General features: G+C 56.2%; 18 protein-coding genes. 16 read left to right on the top strand and 2 right to left on the bottom strand.

The features are described from left to right. The first annotated feature begins 51 nt into the window (after nt 1–51). From LEPTO7104_RS0104685 to hpsJ-C (LEPTO7104_RS0104610), 16 genes are all read left to right on the top strand, one after another. Complete coding sequence (locus LEPTO7104_RS0104685) at nt 52–948, top strand: sulfotransferase family protein (RefSeq protein WP_026072373.1); 897 nt, start codon at nt 52–54, stop codon at nt 946–948. Nucleotides 949–952: 4 nt separating this feature from the next. After that, nucleotides 953–1,951, top strand: a complete 999-nt coding sequence (locus tag LEPTO7104_RS0104680; protein ID WP_017297392.1) for a glycosyltransferase family 2 protein — start codon at nt 953–955, stop codon at nt 1,949–1,951. Nucleotides 1,952–2,084: 133 nt separating this feature from the next. Continuing rightward, nucleotides 2,085–2,996: a glycosyltransferase family 2 protein gene (locus LEPTO7104_RS0104675; protein WP_017297391.1), complete on the top strand. Its 912-nt coding sequence runs from the start codon at nt 2,085–2,087 to the stop codon at nt 2,994–2,996. 9 nt (nt 2,997–3,005) lie between these two features. Continuing rightward, entirely contained in the window at nt 3,006–4,124 is a 1,119-nt protein-coding gene (locus tag LEPTO7104_RS0104670; RefSeq protein ID WP_017297390.1) for a glycosyltransferase family 2 protein, read from the top strand. A gap of 38 nt (nt 4,125–4,162) precedes the next feature. Beyond that, entirely contained in the window at nt 4,163–5,284 is a 1,122-nt protein-coding gene (locus LEPTO7104_RS0104665) for a glycosyltransferase family 4 protein (RefSeq protein WP_026072371.1), read from the top strand. A 64-nt stretch (nt 5,285–5,348) separates the two neighbouring features. Beyond that, nucleotides 5,349–6,251 carry a sulfotransferase domain-containing protein gene (locus LEPTO7104_RS0104660; protein WP_340627199.1) on the top strand — a complete coding sequence of 301 codons (903 nt, stop codon included), beginning with the start codon at nt 5,349–5,351 and terminating at the stop codon, nt 6,249–6,251. A gap of 47 nt (nt 6,252–6,298) precedes the next feature. Next, nucleotides 6,299–7,570: a glycosyltransferase family 4 protein gene (locus tag LEPTO7104_RS0104655; protein WP_017297387.1), complete on the top strand. Its 1,272-nt coding sequence runs from the start codon at nt 6,299–6,301 to the stop codon at nt 7,568–7,570. Nucleotides 7,571–7,586: 16 nt separating this feature from the next. Then, the gene (locus tag LEPTO7104_RS0104650) at nt 7,587–8,831 is read left to right on the top strand and encodes a glycosyltransferase family 4 protein (RefSeq protein WP_017297386.1); all 1,245 of its coding nucleotides are present in this window, start codon (nt 7,587–7,589) and stop codon (nt 8,829–8,831) included. Nucleotides 8,832–8,838: 7 nt separating this feature from the next. Then, nucleotides 8,839–9,978 (top strand): glycosyltransferase family 4 protein, encoded by a 1,140-nt coding sequence (locus LEPTO7104_RS0104645; protein ID WP_017297385.1) that lies wholly within the window; start codon nt 8,839–8,841, stop codon nt 9,976–9,978. Nucleotides 9,979–10,172: 194 nt separating this feature from the next. Continuing rightward, nucleotides 10,173–11,423: a hypothetical protein gene (locus LEPTO7104_RS32785; protein WP_155523519.1), complete on the top strand. Its 1,251-nt coding sequence runs from the start codon at nt 10,173–10,175 to the stop codon at nt 11,421–11,423. A 125-nt stretch (nt 11,424–11,548) separates the two neighbouring features. Next, on the top strand, nt 11,549–12,166 hold the full coding sequence (gene hpsJ-C / locus LEPTO7104_RS0104635; protein WP_026072370.1) for an HpsJ-like protein, cyanoexosortase C-associated: 618 nt from the start codon (nt 11,549–11,551) through the stop codon (nt 12,164–12,166). 51 nt (nt 12,167–12,217) lie between these two features. Then, nucleotides 12,218–13,093 (top strand): cyanoexosortase C, encoded by an 876-nt coding sequence (gene crtC, locus LEPTO7104_RS0104630; RefSeq protein ID WP_225886924.1) that lies wholly within the window; start codon nt 12,218–12,220, stop codon nt 13,091–13,093. 379 nt (nt 13,094–13,472) lie between these two features. Beyond that, nucleotides 13,473–14,072 carry a PTPA-CTERM sorting domain-containing protein gene (locus tag LEPTO7104_RS0104625; RefSeq protein WP_017297381.1) on the top strand — a complete coding sequence of 200 codons (600 nt, stop codon included), beginning with the start codon at nt 13,473–13,475 and terminating at the stop codon, nt 14,070–14,072. 515 nt (nt 14,073–14,587) lie between these two features. Beyond that, on the top strand, nt 14,588–17,164 hold the full coding sequence (locus LEPTO7104_RS36725; protein ID WP_051158475.1) for a DUF4347 domain-containing protein: 2,577 nt from the start codon (nt 14,588–14,590) through the stop codon (nt 17,162–17,164). Nucleotides 17,165–17,447: 283 nt separating this feature from the next. Further along, nucleotides 17,448–18,218: a PTPA-CTERM sorting domain-containing protein gene (locus LEPTO7104_RS0104615; protein WP_017297380.1), complete on the top strand. Its 771-nt coding sequence runs from the start codon at nt 17,448–17,450 to the stop codon at nt 18,216–18,218. A 221-nt stretch (nt 18,219–18,439) separates the two neighbouring features. Beyond that, nucleotides 18,440–19,075 (top strand): HpsJ-like protein, cyanoexosortase C-associated, encoded by a 636-nt coding sequence (hpsJ-C, locus tag LEPTO7104_RS0104610; protein ID WP_017297379.1) that lies wholly within the window; start codon nt 18,440–18,442, stop codon nt 19,073–19,075. 137 nt (nt 19,076–19,212) lie between these two features. Here hpsJ-C (LEPTO7104_RS0104610) and LEPTO7104_RS0104605 read toward each other — a convergent pair whose 3' ends face one another. Together LEPTO7104_RS0104605 and hflX are read right to left on the bottom strand one after the other, a co-directional pair. Then, entirely contained in the window at nt 19,213–20,205 is a 993-nt protein-coding gene (locus tag LEPTO7104_RS0104605) for a bestrophin family protein (RefSeq protein WP_017297378.1), read from the bottom strand. Between the two features lie 489 nt (nt 20,206–20,694). After that, complete coding sequence (hflX, locus tag LEPTO7104_RS0104600; protein ID WP_026072367.1) at nt 20,695–22,380, bottom strand: GTPase HflX; 1,686 nt, start codon at nt 22,378–22,380, stop codon at nt 20,695–20,697. Nucleotides 22,381–22,460: the final 80 nt, after the last annotated feature.

The raw sequence follows: 22,460 nt of genomic DNA, 5'->3' as shown, positions 1-22,460 counted from the left end.
AAACCATTGGAGCAAAGATCGATATCACACGCGAGTTCAGAGGTTATGCCCATGACACTGCCCAATTTTTTAATTGTAGGAGCAGCCAAAGCCGGAACAACATCCCTTTATAAATACCTCAGCCAGCATCCGCAGGTTTATATGAGCCCTCGCAAGGAACCCAGATACTTTGCGCCCGAGTATTACACAACCTTCTATCACCAGGCGATCGGCAACCTCTACCGCGAGAAGGGAATGTCGCGGCAGGAGTACGAAACTCTATTTGACGGTGTAACCAACGAAATTGCCATTGGTGAGGCTTCTACGGAGTACTTATTTTTTGAAAAGTCAGCGGAGCGCATTAAACAGGCTATCCCTGACGCCAAAATTTTAATGATATTGCGTAACCCCATCGATCGAGCATTTTCGGCCTACTGTTTTCATCTGCGCGACGGACGTGAGACCCTGAGCTTTGAGGAAGCCCTGGCCCAGGAACCGACCCGAGAAAAACAGCACTGGCAGGTGGGCTGGTTTTATAAGAAAGGGGGCTTTTACTACGAGCAGGTAAATCGCTACTACAAGCTGTTTGAGCACCACAGAATTAAAATAATTTTGTGGAGAAATCTCAACCAAAACCCCAGAAAGGTTTGCGCTGAGGTGTTTGAGTTCCTGGGGGTTGACCCTAGCTTTGCGCCCAATTTTTCACGGGAAAACGCCTCTAAAAAACCGCGCAGCAAAGTGCTGAATCGCTACGTTTTCAAGAACAGACAGTTTAAAGAGAAAATTCAGGCTATGCTGCCTGAGCCTGTTTACTCTGCTATTGCTAACCCATTGAAGCGAGTCTTTTATACCAAAAAAGATAGCATTATTCCAGAGGTTAAAGAGCAGCTTAAGCGCTGCTATCGCGACGATATTCGCAAGCTAGAGGATCTGATTAAGCAGGACTTGTCCCACTGGACTGAGAATTAAGGCTATGAAAAAGCTATATGCTACCCAGGATCAGGCGCTGCCGATTGTTAGCGTCATTATCATGAACTACAACTACGGCAGCTTTTTACCGGTGGCGATCGAGAGCTGCCTGGGCCAGACCTACCCCAAGGTGGAAGTGATTGTGGTAGACGACGGCTCTACCGATGATTCAGTCCAGGTGATTGAGAGCTACGGCGATCGCATTATCCCGGTGCTCAAGCCCAACGGCGGCCAGGCGTCGGCCCTCAATGCGGGCTATGCTGCCAGCCGTGGCGATATTATTTGCCTGCTGGACGCCGACGATTTGTTTTTGCCAGAGCGGGTGACCCAGGTGGTTGAGCTGTTTCAGTCAGCCCCCGATGTGGACTGGGTGTTTACCGAATCGGCCCCGATTGAAACCGAGGATATTGCTCTAGACCAGCTAGATACGCTGTTTGAAACCATTCGCGCCATGCCGGTGCGCGAGCAGCTTGAGAAAATTGACTTTAGAAAGCAGCTAGGCGAGGGCAAAATCCCGGGCTTTACGCCCTCTACCTCGAACCTTTGTTTTTCGCGACGCATATCTGAAAAGCTGTTTCCGCTGCCAGCCATCAAGGGCCTTTCGGGCATGGCGATTACCGATTTGTACATTAAAACCCCTGCGGTGGGGCTCAGCCTGGGCTATCGAACTACAAAAAACCTGGGCGTTTACAGGTTTCACAACAACTACTACAAAAACCTCAACGTCGACAAAAAACGCCGCATGTTTGGGGAGATTTATACCACCACCGGCTACTGGCTGAAGCAAAATTTTCCCGAGCTGGGCAAGATTAGCCAGAAGTTTTTGGCCAAGGGCTATGCCACCTACCGCAGCAGCAGCTACGCCAGCGATCGCTGTGCCGATGCCGACTGCGACCAAATGCTGCAAACCTACCTGGCCCAGAGCCCCTGGCTAACCCGCCTGGAGATTTATTTGATGATTGCCTACTACCGTTTCCGGCTGCGCTTCAAGAGCTTTGTATAGAGATAGCGCTGGCGGTGGAACGTTTTGGCTGAGTCAGCCACGGCTGGACGCAACCCCGGCGGTCTTTTGCATGAGCTGCATTTTGCCTAACGCGGCGATCGCTATAGAACTTGCTAATTATCTTACTCAGGCTATGTCTACACGCTCTCAACCCTTCGTCTCCATCATTATTCCGGTCTACAACGACAATGCTCACCTGCGGCTTTGCCTTCAGGCCCTGGCGCAGCAGACCTACCCCGCCGAGCGCTACGAAATCATTGTGGTCGACAACAACTCCGAGGAGGACGTAGCGGCGGCGACAGCCGGGTTTGAGCGGGTGAGGTTGGCCTCTGAACCGCGCCCCGGCTCCTACATTGCCCGCAATCGGGGCGTAGAACTGGCCCTGGGGGAGGTGATTGCCTTTACCGATGCCGACTGCATTCCCCAGCCGGGCTGGCTAGAGCATGGCGTTGCTGCCCTGCTGAGTGAGCCCAATGTGGGCCTAGTGGCGGGCCATGTGGAGCTGTTTGCCCAAAACCGCGATCGCCCCAACCCCTACGAGCTGTACGAGACCATTGCCCTGGCTTTTCCCCAGGATCAGTTTTTGGCCAACGACCACTTTGGGGTAACCGCCAACCTGTTTACCTTTAAGCATGTGCTAGCCGCCGTTGGCCCCTTTGACGAAACCCTCAAGTCGGGGGGCGACAAGCAGTGGGGGCAGCGGGTGTATGCGGCGGGCTACCGCCAGCTCTACGGCCGCGAGGCCCAGGTCAACCACCCGGCCCGCAACACCTGGGCCGATCTGCGCAAGCGATCGGTGCGAATTATGGGAGGCCGCTACGACATGCTGACGGCGGCTCAGCAGTCTAAATCGGCTCTGCTGAGGGATTTCATTCTCTTTTTGAAGCCGCCCTTTCGCTTTTTCTGGCGCACCTGGCAGGACGGTCGCCTGCGTGGCCCCGGCCAAAAGTGGCAGTTTACGGTGGTCATGCTGCGCCTGCGCTGGGTGGCGATTCAGGAGCGGTTTCGATTGCAGTTTAGCAGCGGCGTCTCAGAGCGCAGCTAGGGAGGCCCAATGGCGATTGAAATGGCAATTGAGCAGGCAAAGCCGCTGGTTAGCATTGTTGTCAACAACTACAACTACGAGCGCTTTTTGAGCGAGGCGATCGAGAGCGCCCTGGGCCAGACCTACGCCAGGGTCGAGGTGATTGTCGTCGACGACTGCTCCACCGATGGGTCGCGGCAGATGATTGCCGGGTACGGCGATCGCATCATCCCGGTACTGCACACCACCAACGGCAGGCAGGGGGCTGCCTTCAACAGCGGCTTTGCCGCCAGCAGCGGCGATATCGTTCTTTTTCTCGATGCCGACGACTACCTGTATCCCCAGGCTGTGGAGCGCATCGTTGCCGCCTGGCAGCCGGGGCTGGCCAAGGTGCACTACCGGCTGGATGTGGTCGATGGCGAAGGCACCCCCCGGGGCTACACGCTGCCCCCGGCCAGCCTGCCCCTAGCCGCTGGCGAGGTGTGGCGCACCCTGATCAAAATGGGTACCTACAACGGCACCCCCACCAGCGGCAACGCCCTCAGTCGCCAGGCCCTGGCCCAGGTCACCCCAATTGCCAGCGAGTACGCCACCACCTCCGACGACTACCTTTCGGTGCTGATTCCGCTCTATGGCGATGTGGCGACGGTGGAAGCCCCCCTGGGGGCCTACCGCATCCACGACAGCAACCAGTGGGCCATGGCCACCATCAGCAGCGGCCGATTTCACCGCTTTATTCGCCACGACCTGCAGCGCTGCGAACTGCTGCAAACCTGGGGGCCAAAGCTGGGCTACGCGGTGCCCGAGGATCTCTACATGCGCTCCTTTGGGCGGGTGTGGTCGCGGCTGTCGTCGCTGCGGTTTGACCCCGAGGTGCACCCGGTGCCCAGTGACACTCGCTGGCAGCTAACCCGGCTGGGCATTCGCGCCCTGTGGCGCTACTCCGACTACAACGCCCCCAAGCGGCTGATTTTTAGCCTCTGGTTTCTGTGGGTGGGGCTGATGCCGGGCGCGCTGGCCAAACCCGCCATTGTCTGGCTGTTCGCCCCCCACCAGCGCCCCCAGGCGATTCAGCGGCTGCTGAAGGGCTTGCGCAGCCTGGTTACTGCTCCCGCTGTGGCTGGAGCAGCCGGGTCGGATCTGGGCTAAGGCTCTTGGACCCGCTATTTTTTATAACTTAACCCACTATGCGTATTGCTATTTTGCGACGGTCCCCTGGGGTCTCAGCCAGCATGGATGTCTATGCCGATGCGGTTGTGGCCGGGCTCAGAACCGTGCGACCCGATTGGGACTTTGTTGAAATTGCTCCCGACCACAGTGCTCTGAAGCAGGTGCAGCAATCCTGGCAGGGAGGGCTGCATAAGTACTACCAGCGCTACTGGTCTTACCCGCGATCGCTGCGGCACCTCAAGGCCGATGTTGCCCACATTATCGACCACAGTGATGGTTACCTGGTGCCCCAGCTCCAGCGCCTGGGTCTGCCTACGGTGGTTACCTGCCACGACATCATCAACTGGATTCGCCCCGACTGGTTTCAGGGTCGCGCCCGGCTGCCCTGGGTGAGCATGGCCACCTGGAAATACGCCGTGCGCGGTATGGCCAGGGCCGAACACATTTTTACCGTCTCCCACTACACTGCCAAAGACCTGACTCGCCACCTAGGCATTCCACCTCAGCAGATTACCGTTACCCCCAACGGAGTCAATCCCAGCATGGCGGTAAGACCCTTGGCCGAACGAGCCTCAGTGCGGCAGCGCTATGGCCTGAGCGAACCCACCTGCTGCCTACTCAACGTGGGGTCTAACAACCCTCGCAAAAACCTGGAGGGCATTCTCAACGCCCTGGTGCAACTGCGTGGGCAGATGCCAGTACACCTGTGGAAGGTGGGCAGTGATTTTACCCTCGCCCAGTGGCAGTTTATCGACGATCAAGGTCTTCAGGAAAACGTCAGCTATCTGGGGCAGCCGGATCTAGCCACCCTCAATCAGATCTACAGCGCCGCCGATATCTTGATGGCTCCCTCCTTTTATGAAGGGTTTGGCCTCACTGTGCTGGAGGCGATGGCCTGCGGTACCGCCGTGGTGGTTTCAAACGTGACGGCGCTGCCAGAGGTGGCCGGAGATGCCGCCCTGCTGGTTGATCCGCTGGATGAGGGGGCGATCGCCCAGGCCGTGCGGCAGCTGTGGGGCGATCCGGAGTTGCGCCACAGCCTCGTAGCGCGAGGCCGGGAGAGAATAAATTTGTTCACCTGGGAAAAAACCGCCCAAAAAATTGCGGATGCCTACCAGGATGTACTGAAGAAGGGATGAGAGCGGGCGCGAAGTCATTTGGAGCTGAGTCATTTGGAGCCGAGTCATTTGGAGCTAAGTCGTTTTGCCCAGGAGGGTTGCCCCATTGAGTTATTTATTAAAAAACAGCCTCCGACTTCAGGCTAGAGACACCCTATTTTTGAGTCGATATCTTAAAGAAAAGCTCACTGGTTTAGGTAAATCTAAACGGCTGGTTATCTGTAATTCTTATCCTAAGAGCGGCACCCATTTACTGTATCAAATTCTCTATTCAATGCCGGGCCTAAAGCAGTGGGATGACATTGTTTCGGTGCAGGCCCTGTGCGGCATTATGAATACTCCGGCCCACATTCGCTGGAAAGTTGGTTCAGCGCCAGATCAGGCCATTGTTCGCAGCCACCTGATGTGCAGTGACGAGGTGTTGGATATCTTCAGCGAGCATCGCTGCAAGCTGTTTTTTATCTACCGCGATCTGCGCGATGTGGCCGTATCCCACGCCCGCTGGGTCACCAAAGAAGAGCGCATTTTTCTGCACCCGCTGTACCGGCAGCTGCCCGATTTTGATCAGCAGTTGATGCACACCATTGAGGGGGTGCCCCTGGGCTCGCCCCTGGGTTCCAACCTGTCGCAACCCGATATTGGCCAGGATTTTAGGCGGTGGAAAGGATGGCTAAGTCATCCCGATACCTTGTCTATTCGCTTTGAAGATCTAGTCGGGGAACGGGGTGGCGGCGACGAAGACAAGCGACTTTGCCTGGTCGAGCAAATCTTAGACCACCTGGAGATTTCGGTGCCTGACAACGAGGTGAAGGCCCGATTTTCGTCACGGGCGATGAATCCCGAAGAATCGCACACCTACGTCAAGGGTGGTAAAGGCTCGATTGGCGGCTGGCAAAAGTATTTCAAAGACCCCCACAGGCAAGCCTTTAAGCGAGTTGCAGGCGAGCTGCTGATGGACTTGGGCTACGAAACGAGCCTCGATTGGTAGTTACTCACCGTTGGAATTCAGCGCGTTTACACATAGGGATAGGAACCATGACGACACCATTTCGCCTGGGGGTAGTGTTTACCCACCCTACCCAGCACCACGGCCCACTCTGGAAAAAGCTGAGCGAACAGCCCAATTTATCGGTCAAGGTGCTGTACCTCTCCAATGAAAATCAGCAGGCTGGCGACCAGCTTTTGGGCAATAGCGCCCAGGCCTGGGACGTGGATTTGCTCGATGGCTACGACTATCAATACCTCAGAGATCTGTCCGGCAAAGTGCCAGCCGTCCGCCGCAAAACCACCATTAGCCCTGGGCTGGTGAGTCAGCTAACGTCGCAAAATTTTGATGCGGTATTCATGCAGAGCTTTGTCAACTATTCCTATCGGTTGACGGCGCTGCTCTGCAAGCTGCGGGGCATTCCTTTGATCATGCAAAACGACGCCACGATTCTCTCCGACGGGCGCTATAGCCGAGCGCGACGGGTGGCAATGTCGTTTATGTATCCCTGGATGATGAACCTGGCCGACTACTGGCTCTCCTGCGGCGACCACAACGAAATTCACCTGCGCCACTACGGCATTGGCGACGACAAGATTATTCGGGGCTGCCACCCGGTGGATGGCGATCGCTACCGGCAGACCATCACCCACCGCCAGGCCGATATTCAGCGGGTTTACCGCCGCCACGCCTGGGACGACGACACCCTGCTCTACGGTTTTGTGGCCAAGTACATCGAGCGCAAGTCGCCGTTTGAGTTCATTGAGGCGATCGCCGCCGCCCACCGGCAAGATCCTCGCATTCGCGGCATTATGCTGGGCGGCGGCGATCTGGAGCCCGAGATCAACGCCCGCCTGGCCCAGCTCAACGGCGAGGTGGTGAATGTGGGCTTTGTCAACCAGTCGGAGCTGCCCCTCTACTACGCCGCCATGCACTGTTTTGTGTGCACCTCGCGCATTGACCCCCATCCGCTGGTGGTGTCGGAGGCGATGGCCTCGGGCTGCCCGCCGATTTTGAGCGATCGCTGCGGCAACTGGGGCTACAGCGACACGGTCATCCACCGCTACAACGGCCTGGTGTACCGCTACGGCAGCGTCAGCGCCCTGGCCGCCGCCATGGTTGACATGGCCGATGCCGAAACGCGCGATCGCTACAGCCAGCGCTCCATGGCTGTTTTCGACGGTCAAGACCTGAACTTTGCGGTGCAGTCGTTTATTGAAGTGGCCAACCGCATTCGCCAGCAGCGCGGGCTCAGCCCCAACGTCGGGGTGGCAGAACTGGCTCCGGCCCTGGCGACCACCGTTCCTACCCTGTCCCACTAGCCCAAGGAGCGTATCGATGAAGGTCTTACTCTCTGCCTACTCCTGCGAACCTGGGCGAGGCTCCGAGCGGGGCGTCGGCTGGAACGTGGCCCGCGAGGTCGCCAAGCGCCACGAGGTCTGGGTGCTCACCCGGCCCGACGAAAGCAAAGATGCGATCGAGGCCGAGCTGGCCCGCAACCCGCTGCCCAACCTTCACTTTGTCTATTTCACCCTGCCCTTTTGGCAGGACAGCATGCGGTGGGGCCAGTCGGGAGCGATGCAGATTCACTACTATCTGTGGCAAATTCAGGCCTACTTTGTGGCCAAAAAGCTGCACCGGGAAATCGGCTTCGATCTGGCCCACCACGTCACCTTCGTCAAATACTCCAGCCCCAGCTTTTTGGCCTTTTTGCCCATTCCCTTTATCTGGGGTCCGGTGGGCGGCGGTGAAACCGCCCCGGCTCCCTTTTGGCAAGACTTTAGCCTGCGGGCGCGGCTCTACGAAGTGGGCCGCGATCTGGTGCGCAAACTGGGCGAGCTGGACCCCTTCGCCCGCCTCACCGCCCAAAACAGCACCGTAGTACGGGCTACCACTACCGATACCGCCGCCCGGCTGCGGCAGATGGGCGCGCAAGATATCCAAATCGTGCCCGAGGTGGGCCTGCTCGAAGACGAGCTGTGGGCGCTGCGGCAGTATCTCCTACCCACCGATGCGCCGGTGCGATTTATCAGCATGGGGCGGCTGCTGCACTGGAAAGGCTATCATCTGGGCCTGCGGGCCTTTGCGAAGGCCAATCTGCCCCATGCCGAATACTGGCTGGTGGGCGACGGCCCCGAACGCCAGACCCTCCAGGCCATGGCCCAAGCCCTGGGCATTGCCCACCGGGTCAGGTTTTGGGGCCGCCTCAGCCGCGAGGACACCCTCGAAAAGCTGCGCGAATGCCACGTGCTGGTGCACCCCAGCCTGCACGACTCGGGGGGCTGGGTCTGTATTGAGGGCATGGCCGCCGGGCGACCCGTGGTTTGCCTGGATCTGGGTGGCCCAGCCGTGCAGGTGACCGCAGAAACCGGCTTCAAAGTGGCGGCCCAAACCCCTGCTCAAACCGTACACACCATGGCCGAGGCGATGACTTGCCTGGCCCAAGACCCTGCCCTGCGCGAAACCATGGGAGCCGCCGGCCGCACCCTGGTCAGCGAAAACTATGGCTGGCGGGTGGTGGGAGAGCGGCTGGACCGTCTCTATCAAGCCACCGTGCGCCCCACCCCCGTAAAGGTGAGCTAGGAAATCTATGCATATCCTGATTCCCATTCTCCATCGGCCCGAAAAACCAACCGGGGTCTGCCGCCACGGGGCTAACTTAGCCCAGTGCCTGGCCGAGCGCGATGAGGTCAGCCGGGTGACGGTGCTGATTGGTAGCTGGCAGGTCGACTACTTTGCCAACAGCTTTGATCTGGACTCTCCTAAAATTAAGCTGATTGATATCGATATCAAAAATAGTTCCGTTAGCCGCAACGTCTGGTTTCTGAACGAACTCCCCCGCCTGGCCAATCGGCTCCAGCCCGATGTGGTGCACCTCTCCTTTCCGTTTCCCATTGTTCGGCGCTGGTTTAAGGCTCCGCTGGTGGCCACCATCCACGACCTGTATCCCTACGAGTGCCCCCAAAATTTTGGCTACCCTCAGGTCTGGTTTAACCAGTGGTTTTTGCGGCAGTGTGTCGGCCAGTGCCAGGGCTTGTCCTGCGTGTCTCAGGTTACCCTGGATGCGCTGAAGGCGTATTTCCCCACCCTGCAACGCCGAAAGCCGCTGCGGGTGATCTACAACTCGGTTGAGTTTGGTGCGGGAGAGGCGGCCGTGCCCGCCCAGCTTGCCCAAGACTTGGGTAAGCCCTTTCTTTTGGGCGTGGCCCAGCACCGCAAAAACAAAAATTTGGATCTGCTGATTCGGGCCTATGCCCAGCTCAGCCAGGCCCAGCGACTGACCCCAGGCGCGCAGCTCTGTTTAGTCGGCAGTAGTGGCCCCGAAACCGAGGCGCTGCATCAGCTGGTGCAAGCCCTTGGCGTGCAGGGGCAGGTGCGGTTTTTGTCGGGCCTGAGCGACGGCGAACTGCGGTGGCTGTATGAACATGCCGAGGTGTTTGTGATGCCCTCTTCCACCGAAGGGTTTTGCTTGCCTTTGGTGGAGGCCCAAACCCTGGGCTGCCCAATTGTCTGCTCAGACATTGCGATCTTTCATGAGATTGCCTCTCCCCACTGCCGCTATTTTTCACTGACCGAAGCGCCGTTATCAAACCTGGTGCAGGCCATGGAAAATGCCCTGACTCAGCCAGCCCCTCGGGATAGCTACATTAACCCCGCTTTTCTAAAGAAAACCGTTGCTCAACAATATCTGAATCTGTATGGCGTAGTTCGTTCGAAACTACAAATATAACTGTCTCAGGGCATTTACCTAAAACGATGAATACACCTGTTCTTTATTCAAAAACTAAAGGGAGAGTTAAAGCCGTTACCCTACTGCTGTGGGGATATGCCACGATCTTTTATCCTCGCCTGCTCACAGTTTTTGGTGCGCCTTCAGTCCTGAACTTTGTCCATTTTGGTTTCATCCCTATTGTCACTGGAGTTGTGCTACTGACGGCTCCTTTGCGCGATCGCATGCAGGCCAGAATTGTCAAAGACCTGGTGTTTGCGATCGGCCTTTTGCTAGCCGTTATGACCGCCAGCGCCCTACTCAACCGGGCTGGGCTGATTAACGTCTTTATTTATTTCATGATTTTGGCTGAGCCCTACATGCTGCTAGCGGCCATGGTCATGGCTCCTTTGGTTGGCCGGAACCTGGAGCGGTTTCGTCGATGGATATTGATCTTTGCTGTCTCAAACGCTGGCTTGGCCTTTATTCAGTGGGTTTTCATCCCGGTTGGGCTGTATCCCAAGCCCGACGGGGGAACGCTACAGGACAATATTACTGGCGTATTTGGCGGCGGCGGCGGCAGTGCAGGCAACTACATTTCCTGTACGGTGACGATCTATGTGGGCCTATATGCATTTAGCTATTTTAAAGATAAGCCCCTGTGGATACGCAGTTCTCTATTCATTGCAGGGATTTTCCAAACCCAGATCTCTGACTCTAAACAGGTTTTTCTCGCCCTGATGGGGGGCGGAGTACTGCTAGTCTTTACCAAGGTCAGGTATTTCCGCAAGCTGATTATCTACGCCATGGTTATGGCTATTTTGATCAGCGTTTTTTACTGGGCGGTTTTTAATCTAGACTATGGGTTTTTGGCCCCCTACCGAAACTGGCTGGGTCGCGATGGAATATACGGACCAGATGGCGAGGCAACCCTAACGAAAACCGCCGCGTTTCGGATTATTCCAACCTACTACACATCATTGCTAAACTGGTTTCTTGGGATTGGCCCTGGCCATGGCGTCAGCCGATTGGGGGGATGGATCTTAAGGGACTATGCCGACTTACTGACACCTCTGGGGTCAACTACTCACCCAGCTTCAGAAGCCGTATTTAACGTTGTTACCAGCGGCTGGATTGCGCGGCAGTCCACCGTGTATTTCCCGCTGTTTACCTGGGCAGGTATCTGGGGCGATTTGGGCTTTCTGGGCTTGTTTAGCTATCTCTACCTGGCCTATGTAGCCTGGCGCTGGTTCTGTGTAGACGATATAGCTAAGTTTTTTTTGCTGAGTACAGTAGTGTTTGGCTTCATTCTGACCCAGATGGAGGAGCCTGGGCAGGTGGTTACCATTGCCGTGCTGTTAGGTCTGCGATGGCACGAGGCTCGGGAAGCGAGGCAGACTAGACCCCTGTTGCTTCGATCTCCCCGCCAGGAGACAGCTGGTTCTCTTAGGACCTTAGATATGTAATGTATAAATTTTTTGTGTAGCTTGTTTGGCTTGCCCAAAAGCGTCCGGTTTTGGGGTTCTCAGGCAGAAAATTTAAGAGATGGCGGTTCGCCTGCCTATGTGTTGATTTTAACTTTGGTTTTGCCATGACCAGCATGCCTGGATCTCCCTTTCTTTCGTCATCCAGTGACCCACTCTATGCCGCTAGGGGCGTTTTTGTAGTTGTGGGCCTGGCTTGTATTGTTGGATTTGCCCTCAATATCTTGACCTCTGCTATGCCGCCTGACCCAATGGCCTTGGAATGGCGGGTTGCGTTGATGCAGCAGGTGAGTGGACGCGGCATTTTGCTGTTTTTGGGAGTGGCACTGGTGCTGTACGGTAGCCTAGAGCAGCGATCGCTGGCTCGTCCTATAGCGCTGGCCTGCCTGCTCGGCGGGATTATATTTCTGCTGTCGGGCGTACTGGTCATTCGAGATGCGCTGGTGCTTCAGAATCAGGCCCTAGGCAATATCGATAGCCGGCTTGAGGAACTACAATCCCAAGTCCAAACTGCGCAAACCAGCCCTGACCTGCCTGGCGAAATTACTCAGCAGCGCCTGGATCAAGAACTCGTTCAAATTGAAGCCCAGGCCAGCAACTTTAAGCAAACTGCCCGCAGCACGACGGCTAAGTCAATGGTGGCGATTTTGGGCAGCCAAATTGTTGTCGGACTTGGGTTATTGAGCCTGGGCCGATTTGGCATTAAGTGCACCCGCAGTACATAGATATCCTTTCCCATGAAGCTGCAAGCTTATCTGCAATCTGCTCTGGTTTGGTTGAAAGCACTTGCGAGCGATCGCCACGGGCGGTTTGTGCTGCTGGGGTTAGCCGTTGGCCTTGCCTATTTCCCGGCCTGGTTAGGCTACTTAATCCCCAGAATTTTTCAGGGCAAAGTGGGCTGGTTTTTGATCCTGTGCATGCTGTTGGTGGCTGGAGCCGAACTGTGGAATCGGCGGGCTGTGCTGACTAAGTTGCAGGCTTCTGAAGAAGACCGACTGTTGGGGCATCTGCTAATCGTAGCCGGGGCAGTGCTGTTTCCCTTTTGTCGGTTTGCGCTGTGGCCCCAGGCATTTTTGTGGATGACAATCTTGGCGGGTATTGCCTGTAGCACCTGGGGAGCCAGCGTTTTTCGTCAATTCTGGGTGCCTACGTCTTTGATTGGGCTGACCACTTACCCACGTATTGGCTTTATTTCTCGGTTCATCTGGGATTTTGTTACCCCCTATCAGTTCCTGGAAATTAGAATGGCTGAAGTCAGTGCGGCAGCAATGCGAGCGATTGGTTTTCCCGCCGTGCAGCAGGGAGTTTATATTACATTTCCTGAGGGGGCCGTGGAGGTGGGATGGGGGTGCAATGGCTTAGACATGGCGCTTTCAGTTGCGGCTACTGGATTCATTATGGGAATTTTATATAAGCAAAAGCCAGCCCAGATGGCAATGCTGATTGCTGTGGCTGTTGTGATTTCGCTGGCGTTTAACATTCCGCGACTGATGCTGGTGACTATTGCCCACGTGTACTGGGGCGAGTGGTGGTTTAACTTTTGGCATGGATTTTGGGGCGGGCAAATTTTTGTGGGTATATTGCTGACGGTGTATTACTACACCATGATGGCTTTGATAGAGCGATCGAAGCAAAGATCTCTTTCGTCGTAGAGATACTACAGAATGTAGGCCTTTTGTCTGAATGAATTCAAGTCTATATTCGCTATAGATATTGGTCATACCTAGTTAATAAATGACAGGTTCCCTTATACTGTGTAGATTTAGATCCCTCAGCTACTGATTATTTAAAGATGTCTGCAAGAACACTGTGAGCAACGCTTGTCCGTAGCCTGTAGAGAGAACTTTGTGCTTTAATATAGTCAAGAATCCTAGGTATTGATACTTGGCTTCGAGCATATAGCCTCTGGTTTAGAGTGCTGTTTGAATGGCCAAAATCAGAGCAAATACAATCTACCCAGTAATCTACCAATAAATTTGAATCAGGTTTTTTAGATAACTCATGTTTTTTAGATAACTAGGTAGCACAAGCATGTCGATTTTCCCACCCAAAAATGTCGCTATCGCTGCAGCTGTAGTGCTGGCGACCGTAAGCGTCACTAACGCTAAGCCCGCCCATGCGTTTACCTTTACGCAGACTGCTGACTTCCTCAGCACAGCGGGAGGCAACCCGGTCGAGGTTTTTGATGGTTTCGCTGGCCTTCAGCCAGCCGGTCCAAATATCAATATCCGCATTAATCCTGGCAATGATAATCTCAGGCTGCGTAATGGTGCTAGTACTGCTGTCTTTGATTTTTCTTCTTCTCCGGTGGCCTATTTTGGCATTAAGCTCGCGACATCGATTTCAAGCAGTGAATCGGTTCTGTTTACGGTTCTTGATCAGCTCGGCAACAGCAGTCAATTCACGTTCCAGGGCCTGATCAACAATAATACTGTTTTGAACGTTCTTCCACAAAATGCCATTGAGAAAATCAGCAGTGTCACAATTTCAAAAGATTTCTCCGGTGGTATTGCATTTAAGGAATATGCAACTGCCGTTCCCACCCCAGCTTTGTTGCCAGGTCTAGTGGGTCTTGGTATCGCAGCACTGCGTAAAAAACAGGGTGATCTGGCCGAAGACGAGCAAGCCTAATTTGCTTCGCTTGGATGAATAGAGGGTTGTAACCTCCTGAGGGCGTTGCTATGCTGCGCCCTTTTTGCTGCACCTCTTTTCTGCGATCGCATCGGCTGGGCTGTGACTTGCGAACCCCTAAAGCTGCCGCTAGGCGCTAGCAGGAATACGGATAGTAAACTAAGGAAATAATGGCAAAGGCGCGTGAATACACGGAAGGCTTTGAAGATTTTATAAAGTTAATCTAAAGCTAGGCTGATGAGAGAAGGCGAAGGAATCGATCGCGATCCTTCAATCTTGCCATTCATCTGCTCAGGGCTTTATCTACCATTGCTTGTAAGTCATTATCACGTGTCTTCGCTAAGATTTGTTTTCCCTTTCCGGATTTTTAGGTATAGGGAAACAAATTTGATTTGGCTTGTTTTTTATGCTAACTTCTGAACCGTAAAAGCTTTTTTGATTAGTTTTTCGAATAGCTTTTTGAGCTTTGGAGCACACAATGAGACGACATTTGACGCAGATTTCCTGGAGAAAAAATGACGACTCAACGTGTTCCCGCTACCGCCAAAGGCATTGTCTTTATTGATGGCGCAGTGACCGATGCCAACCCCCTGTGGGAGGGCATACTGCCCGGCTTAGATATTGTTTTTCTTGACTCGGCTAGCGATGGTATTGAGCAGATTACCGCCGCCCTGCGATCGGTCACCGATTTAGACAGCATCCACATTGTTTCCCACGGTGAGGCGGGTAGTCTGCAACTGGGATCGACGACGCTCAGCGGCGATAGCCTAAATGCCTATGGGGCTTCTCTGGGCAGTTGGCGTAGCGCACTGTCGCCTTCCGCCGATATTTTGCTCTACGGCTGCGGTGTTGGTAGTGGCATTGGCGGTCGGTCATTTATGGACCGCTTGAGCAACCTAACCGGGGCTGATGTCGCCGCCTCCGACGATATTACCGGTGCAGCCGGGGATTGGGACCTGGAGTTGGTGACCGGCCCCATTGAGGCTAGCATGGCCTTTAGTGCCCAGGCCCAGGCCGACTACAACGGCAATCTAGCCACGATTACCGTCAGTAATACGGCCAACAGCGGGGCGGGTTCTTTGCGGGCCGCTATTGCGGCGGCATCGGCAGGCAGCGTAATCCGCTTTGCGTCGGGTCTGGCTAATAAGACCATTAAACTTACCAGCGGTGAGCTGGTCCTGAATCAAGACATCACCATCGATGCCACCGGAGTTGCCAACCTCACCCTTAGCGGCAACAACGCCAGCCGCATCTTCCAGGTGGGGACATCTCAAGCCCCCGTAACGGCAACGCTTAAAGGATTGACCCTGGTCAACGGCAATGGCAAGGGTGCCCAGGTGTCTGGCCTGGGAGGGGCTATCAACGCCAGCAATTTCTCTAAAATTACGCTGGTGGACAGCCTGCTCAAAAACAACAAAGCCGGGCGGGGCGGGGCGCTTCAGGTTGGTTCTGGGGCTCAGGTAACTATCTTAAACAGCGTCTTTGACCACAACGACGGCAGCCTGACCAAAAACGGCAAAAGCGGCGGGGCTATTTCGACCAATAGCGCTGGCGGGGCGGGTGGCTCTGGGTTTTTGACGATTGAAAACTCTCGGTTTACCAACAACCGCGGCTTCAACGGTGGCGCTATCTACAATATTTCGACGCCGATGACGGTCAAAAACTCGGTGTTTAACAACAACACCGCCATTGGCAATGGCGGCGGCGCAATCTTTAGCGACGGTGCTGGACCTGGCGGGCCGGGTACCACCAGTGGTGGCACTGTGCGCATTCAGGACAGCTGGTTTGAGGGCAATAAGGCCAAAGGCGGCGGCGGTGCGATCTACGCCTGGGGCTATGACTCAGATAAGCTGGTAGTTGAAAACAGCACGCTGCTCAAAAACACGGTTAGCCTGAGCGGTAAAAACCTGGCTCGCGGCGGCGGGCTAGAGGTAAATGGGGGCTTGATTACCCTGCGCAATGTCGGTATTGCCAACAACGTGGCCGAGATTCAGGGCGGGGGGCTCTGGATACAAACCAAAAAAGCGGTCACGATCGCAAACAGCACCTTTTCTGCCAATCGGGTGGCCAAAGATGCTGGGGGCGCGATATTTCTCAACACCGACGCGGCTGCCCCCGTCGACATTACCAACGCCACGATTGTCAACAATGTGGCCGGACGGGCCAATGGCGCGCTGTGGATGAACTACGCCAATAAGGGATCTATCACCCTGCGCAATTCGATTGTGGCGTTTAATACGGCGGGCGATCGCAACCAAAACCAGGTGGGTTACCCTCCCAAAGACGGCGGTGGCAATATTGAGTTTCCGGCCCCCAGCGGCTCTGGCAAGCGGGTGGCCGCCAGCAGCCGCGTTGTGGACCCACAGCTGGGGCCGCTGATGAAAATTGGCGGCGACCTGGTGCATCCCCTGCTGGCGGGCAGCCCGGCGATCAACACCGGAGTCAAAGGCAGCTCGGTGCCAACCCAGGACCAGCGCCAGTTTAGCCGTGATTCGAGCCCCGATGTGGGTGCCTTTGAGCGAGGCGGACTGCCCGCCACCGGGGGCAGCGGCAGTGATATCCTGCTCGGCACCTCGGGGGCCAATACCCTGTTGGGCAATGGTGGCCAGGATAGCCTGCTGGGGCTGGGAGGGGCCGATGTTTTGACGGGCGGCAGTGGGGCCGATCGCATTGTCTACACGGGGCGATCGCAGGCCGAGGCCCTCGGTCAGTCAACCCTAGATGCCCTCGATCGCATAGTCGGGTTTGATGTCACCCAGGGCGATCGCATTCAGCTCGACTACGACTACAATCTGCTGACGACCCAGGTACCCCAGGGTTTATTTAATGCTGGGAAGGTGAGCGGCGGCAATCTAGCCGAGGCAACGATAGCGGCTTATAGAGATAAAAATAAAGCATCGAGTGGCGCTCAAGCTCTGAGGGCCAATCAGGCGGTGCTGTATAGCTGGGGAACCCGCAGCTTTGTATCAGTCAACAACAGCACGGCAGCCTTTTCTAAAGACACCGACCTGGTAGCTGAAGTGACTGGCCTGCGAATGGCCGGAGGAGATGCCAACGCCGGAGCTTTAAATGCTGCAAATTACTTTGCCTAGGCGCAATGCTTGCCCAGGCAATCTTTCACTCTGTACTCTTTCTAGAGACTTCATAGAGAAATAGAGAGGGCTTTGGCGTGCTTCGTTCTTTCTTTAAACTCGCATATCCAGCCGGGTCTTAAACTTTACCAGTCTAAGTCAAATTACGTAGTACTCTATAGCAGGGTTCTACATCTTCCCTAGCTTCTAGAGTCTCTACCACGGCAGGTTTCTTACAAGTTTTCCTTGTCGCAACTCAGGGCCAGTCTACCGCTGTTCTTTTCACCGGAGTTGCACATCAGCAATGAATTCACCTTTTTTTGAAAAAACCACCCTCGGTATCGCTGCTGCGATCGCTGGAATCGCCATGGTAAGCCAGGCTCCAGCCGCAAATGCGGCCACCCCATACGGTCCTACTGCCTATACCCAAGTTGGTGATAGCCCCTTTTTGTCTGACTATCCCGGATACCCTGGGGTCACAGATCCATATTTTCGTTATTTCTATGTCGAAGACTTTGAAGATGGGGCTTTAAACACACCAGGGGTGTCGATTGTTTCTAGCCCTCCCCCCCTAGTGTTAGGCCCCGCTTCCCTGACCGATTCTGTCGATGGGGACGACGGTGCTCTCGACGGCAACGGGAATGGCGGCCACAGCCTCTATTCCAACGGCAATAAAGTTTTGCGCTTCGTCTTTGACGCCGCTGTGCTAGGCAAGCTGCCCAGCCATGCCGGTATCGTACTTACCGATATTGGGTATGTAGATGGTGGTGCTATTGGGGGCGGGAACGTTATTTTTAGAGCCTTTGGGGCCGGTAACCAGCTGCTGAAGACAATTATTAGCAACAATCTGGGCGATAGCTCTGCTTACGGCGGAACCGATGAGGATCGCTTCTTTGGTGCCCGCTACTACCCCGGTATTAGCGCGATCGAAATTGAGGTTGCTAACAGTGCCGACTGGGAGGTTGATCACCTGCAATACGGCTATGTGCCGACTCCAGCGCTGCTGCCGGGGTTAATTGGCATGGGCGTCGCCGCTCTGCGTCGTCGCCGGTCCAGCCAGGAGCAGGACGCTTAAGTCAATCCTTGCTACGCCAGTCAATGCGCGGGAGCCTTTGCCATCACGGCAGGGGCTTCGGCATGGCAGGGCAATTGGCCTGTAAACATCGGGTGAAGTTGAGTAAAACCTGGCGGAATCAGCCGCTACCGAATGAAAAAGTTTCGGTAGGACGATGTACTAGCGGCGGTTAGCTCACTTATCGCCCTAGACCTCAGCGAATGTACAGCGGGAGTTTTGGTATGGTTGGTGCTTCGAATCCAGTTTCTTCTACCTTTGTAGATAGTCAGGGTATTGCCCGCATTGTCGGCATGACCTGCATTTTGGGCTTTGTTGTAGACATGACGGCTCTCATATTTCCGCTGGGGTCGGGCACGGCTTGGCGAGTGGGGCTGCTGCTGCAGATGGGCGATCGCAGCATCGTGCTGCTGATTGGCATTGCGCTACTGATTTACAGCGCCTGGGATAACCTGGGCCTGCGTAAAGCGATTGGCTACGTCGGTCTTGGTCTGGGGACCCTCTTTTTGCTGATCGGCCTATTTGTTGTGCGTGAAAGCTTCTCCCTCCAAGCTCAGACTATAAACAACATTACTAAACAGGCCGCACAGCTGAAAGTTCAGGTCGAAGAGAGTCGGTCTAATCCTGAAATTGCCGCTACCGCTACCGAGGCTGATTTTGCCACGGCCCTCCAAACCATCAACACCCAGGCTGAAACCCTGCGGCGCAACGCCAAGGCAGCCATCACAAAAACAGGTGTAGCCAGCACCAGCAATTTTGCGGTGGTTGGTATTGGTCTGCTCAGTCTCAGCCGCCTGGCCATTGGGCCTGGGGGCCGGGTCGCCGGGCGCAGCACCAAAAAGCTTAGAAAACTTTCGTAATCCATTCTTCGTTTTCAGTGCTCCATTGTCAAAGGAGGCCACCGGGGCAGACGATCGGGTTTTTGCCGTGAATTCCGCGGTTGGGTTTTTGCTGGCGTGAGGCATGCCGTTGGGTGAGGGCAAACGGTCGTTTGCCCCTACGAGAGGCGTTGATTTTTGGATTCATATCTGTGCTCAGCATTGTCAGCGGTTGATTCTACAGCGGCTTGATGCGATCGCCCCACGCCCGGCACCAGCGACATCAAGTCTTCGATATTTTGCTGCATGGTGCGGCAGATCAAGTCGAGGGGCAGGTCGTTGGGGTCGTGGCCAAAGGGGTTTTCGATCTCGATGCCGATCTCTTCGATGCCAAATACCGCAAAGCTGATCAGCCCTACCAGAAAGGGCGTGGCCCAGCCCACCGAGGCCACCATTTGAAAGGGCAGCGCCAGGCAGTACAGCATCAGCAGCTGCTTGAGGTGAATGCTGTAGGCGACCGGCATGGGCGTCTTGAGAATGCGCTCGCAGCCGCCCAGGGCGTTCACCAGACCGTCCAGGGTTTCCAGGCAGTAGGTGAGCTGGTGGGGGTTGAGGGTGCCCCGCCCCTGCTGGGTTTGCAGGTAGTCGGCCACCCAAAAGGCGATCTCCAGGGGCGGGTTGTGCATCTGCCGCAGTTGGGCGCACTGGTCGGCGGTGAGCAGACCGACCAGCTCGGAGTTCGGGGGTTCGCCGCGCAGGTGCAGCTTCATAGCGATCGCAAAGGCGGGCAGCAGGTGTATGGCCGCTTTTTTGGCCTCGTGGTCGGCGGGCTGGGGCGTGGCGATCGCCACCCACATCTGCCGGGCCAGGTTGCGGGTGAGATTCACCACATTGCCCCACAGCTTGCGCCCCTCCCAAAACCGCTCGTAGGAGGTGTTGGTGCGGAAGACAAGCAGCAGCCCCAGAACCAGGCTGGGCACCAGGGAACCCAAAATGGGCGACGACACCGGCCAGCCCCGGCCATGGAGCAGCAATATCCCCAGCGAAAAAGCAGCGCACAGCAGCACCCGAGGCATGACCGCCGGTATCACCGACCCTCGGACCCGAAACAGCAGCTTAAACCAGTCCTGTTCGTAGCGGCGAACGTTGCGCTTGATGGGTTTATCGGGCACCCGCTAACTCTCCCGCATGATTTCAACTGACATAGTTATATCTCCCCAACCCTGCGGACACTTAATGCGGTAGGTCTGTTGCTTGGCCCACGGCGATGATTTGGTCTACCGTAAGCTGAGTTCGGGATAAGAAAAGACCTTGACAAAGCAGGCCCACTGTCCTCTCCTTGGGAGGGGTAGGGGTGGGTTGTCTAGGCCAGCATGGCAACTCACCCTATCTAGAAGCTTGTATTTTGCCGTAGGTTTAACCCACCCCGCCCTTCGGGCACCCCTCCAAGGAGGGGACAGCATTATCCCGAACTGAGGTTACCGTAAGCTCTAGTTCCGAAAAAGTTGGCGAGGTCAGTCTCTGGCCAGCCAGAAAAGCTTGCCCTGCGGCATATTCCGCGCGACCGCCGTCTTCGGGATATAGGGCTATAAATTCGTCCAAGGTAAGCGGTTGGGGGGCGGCCTGAACCATGGTGGCCTCAAGGAAATCGGTTTCTCTAGTTATACCGTGACCGCATAGTCAATCAATTGCAGCAATCGCTGCCGCAGCGTCTCTAGCCCCAGCCGCTCGGTGGCGGAGATAAACAGGGCATTGGGGTACTCGTCGTGGGCAATCGCCAGGGTTTCGCTGCTTACCCGGTCGGCCTTGTTGAACACCAGTAGCACCGGCCCCGGCACAATCGGCATGTCCTTGAGAATGCGCATTACCCAGTGGATCTGGTCCTGCCAGGCGGGGTGCGACACATCGACCACGTGGAGCAGGGCGTCGGCTTCGGTGACCTCCTCAAGGGTGGCGCGAAAGGCATCCATCAGCGAGGTGGGCAGTTCTTCGATAAAGCCCACGGTGTCGGTGAGCACCAGCTGGGTGGTTTCGTTCGTCTCGGGGTCGGTAATGGCCAGGCGGCGGGTGGTGGGGTCGAGGGTGGCAAACAGCTGATCGGCGGCGTAGACCTCGGAGTTGGTCAGGGTGTTGACCAGGGTTGACTTGCCCGCGTTGGTGTAGCCCACCACGGCGATCGAGGGCAGGTTGTCGTCCTGGCGGCGGTGGCGCAGGCGAGCCCGGTGGGCCTGGAGCTGGTTGACCTCCTGCTGGAGCTTGACGATGCGCCGCTGAATGGTGCGCCGCTCGGTCTCCAGCTTGGTTTCACCGGGGCCTCGGGTGCCAATGCCGCCCCCCAGGCGCGACATCGCTTTGCCCCGCCCGGTCAGGCGCGGCATCTGATACTCCAGCTGGGCCAGCTCCACCTGGAGCTTGCCTTCGCCACTCTTGGCGCGCTGGGCAAAGATATCGAGAATGAGCTCGGTGCGATCGACCACCCGAATGCCCACCATATTTTCCAGGTTGCGCACCTGCACCGGGGACAGGTCGCGATCGAACACAATTAAATTTGCGCCGACGGTTTGGGCGGCCAGGGCTACCTCCTGCACCTTCCCGGCCCCCAGTACGGTTTGGGGATGGGGGCGAGGGCGCTTCTGGTACACCGTGTCCAGCACCTCGCCGCCAGCGCTGTCGACCAGACGCTCTAGTTCTTCGAGGCGGTGCTCAAAGTGATCGGTGCTCTGGTTGCTGGTAAAAAGACCTACGACCAGGACGCGATCGCGCTCATCTTCAACCTGGAGAGCGGTAAAGGCGCGGCTAAACTCCGCCTCCAGCCCTTCGACCAGGGCCAAAAAGTCCTGCTGGGCCAGCTCGTCCAGGTCGGTGGGGGCCGACACCAGCCAGCGCTGCTCGGGGTGAGGCACCAGGTGAGCCAGAAAAGTGCTCTGAATGTAGCCCGTGGCTCCGCCCCCCCGGCGGGCAAAGCCCGTGCCCGTCAGCGCCAGCACCGCTAATACGTCGAGCCGCTGCAGGGCCATGGTGGTGAGAGTGGCGTCGCTGGGTGGGTCTGGCTCAAACTGGGTAGCAATACAGCGAATGCCGCTGAGACGCTCGGCTCCGTAGCGGGGCAGTTCCGAGGGTGGAATTTGGGTTTGCCGCAGGGTGCCCACTCCCACCCTGATCACCTGGCCGCGACGGTTGACGTAGGCACAGAGAGGGCTGTCAAGCTCGGTGCTGACCGCTGCCAGGCGCTGGGCAAATTCGGGCGTAACTACGCAGTCGCCCGGCAGCCGCTGGTGATAAATGCGCTGTAGCTGCTTGAGCTGGCTGGGTTTGAGACCCTTTAGATTTCCGTAGACCGTTTCGATAGGGCTAGTACACTCCTAAGGCAAAGCTGGGGGCGAATCTGGAGATGGAGCTGATATGCCATAGTAATGGGGCCGAAGTG

This window comes from Nodosilinea nodulosa PCC 7104 (assembly GCF_000309385.1).
Classification (GTDB): Bacteria; Cyanobacteriota; Cyanobacteriia; order Phormidesmidales; family Phormidesmidaceae; genus Nodosilinea; species Nodosilinea nodulosa.
The sequence above is the reverse complement of the archived record's forward strand: the minus strand, read 5'-3'. Positions and strand labels throughout refer to the sequence as shown.

Bases quoted from the DNA above. Each gene is read 5' to 3' on its own strand.
- LEPTO7104_RS0104615 (WP_017297380.1), top strand. From the start codon at position 17,448: ATGAATTCACCTTTTTTTGAAAAAACCACCCTCGGTATCGCTGCTGCG.
- LEPTO7104_RS0104680 (WP_017297392.1), top strand. From the start codon at position 953: ATGAAAAAGCTATATGCTACCCAGGATCAGGCGCTGCCGATTGTTAGC.
- LEPTO7104_RS0104665 (WP_026072371.1), top strand. From the start codon at position 4,163: ATGCGTATTGCTATTTTGCGACGGTCCCCTGGGGTCTCAGCCAGCATG.
- LEPTO7104_RS0104670 (WP_017297390.1), top strand. From the start codon at position 3,006: ATGGCGATTGAAATGGCAATTGAGCAGGCAAAGCCGCTGGTTAGCATT.
- LEPTO7104_RS0104650 (WP_017297386.1), top strand. From the start codon at position 7,587: ATGAAGGTCTTACTCTCTGCCTACTCCTGCGAACCTGGGCGAGGCTCC.
- LEPTO7104_RS0104625 (WP_017297381.1), top strand. From the start codon at position 13,473: ATGTCGATTTTCCCACCCAAAAATGTCGCTATCGCTGCAGCTGTAGTG.
- hpsJ-C (WP_017297379.1), top strand. From the start codon at position 18,440: ATGGTTGGTGCTTCGAATCCAGTTTCTTCTACCTTTGTAGATAGTCAG.
- LEPTO7104_RS36725 (WP_051158475.1), top strand. From the start codon at position 14,588: ATGACGACTCAACGTGTTCCCGCTACCGCCAAAGGCATTGTCTTTATT.
- LEPTO7104_RS0104645 (WP_017297385.1), top strand. From the start codon at position 8,839: ATGCATATCCTGATTCCCATTCTCCATCGGCCCGAAAAACCAACCGGG.
- LEPTO7104_RS0104685 (WP_026072373.1), top strand. From the start codon at position 52: ATGACACTGCCCAATTTTTTAATTGTAGGAGCAGCCAAAGCCGGAACA.
- LEPTO7104_RS0104655 (WP_017297387.1), top strand. From the start codon at position 6,299: ATGACGACACCATTTCGCCTGGGGGTAGTGTTTACCCACCCTACCCAG.
- LEPTO7104_RS0104675 (WP_017297391.1), top strand. From the start codon at position 2,085: ATGTCTACACGCTCTCAACCCTTCGTCTCCATCATTATTCCGGTCTAC.
- hpsJ-C (WP_026072370.1), top strand. From the start codon at position 11,549: ATGACCAGCATGCCTGGATCTCCCTTTCTTTCGTCATCCAGTGACCCA.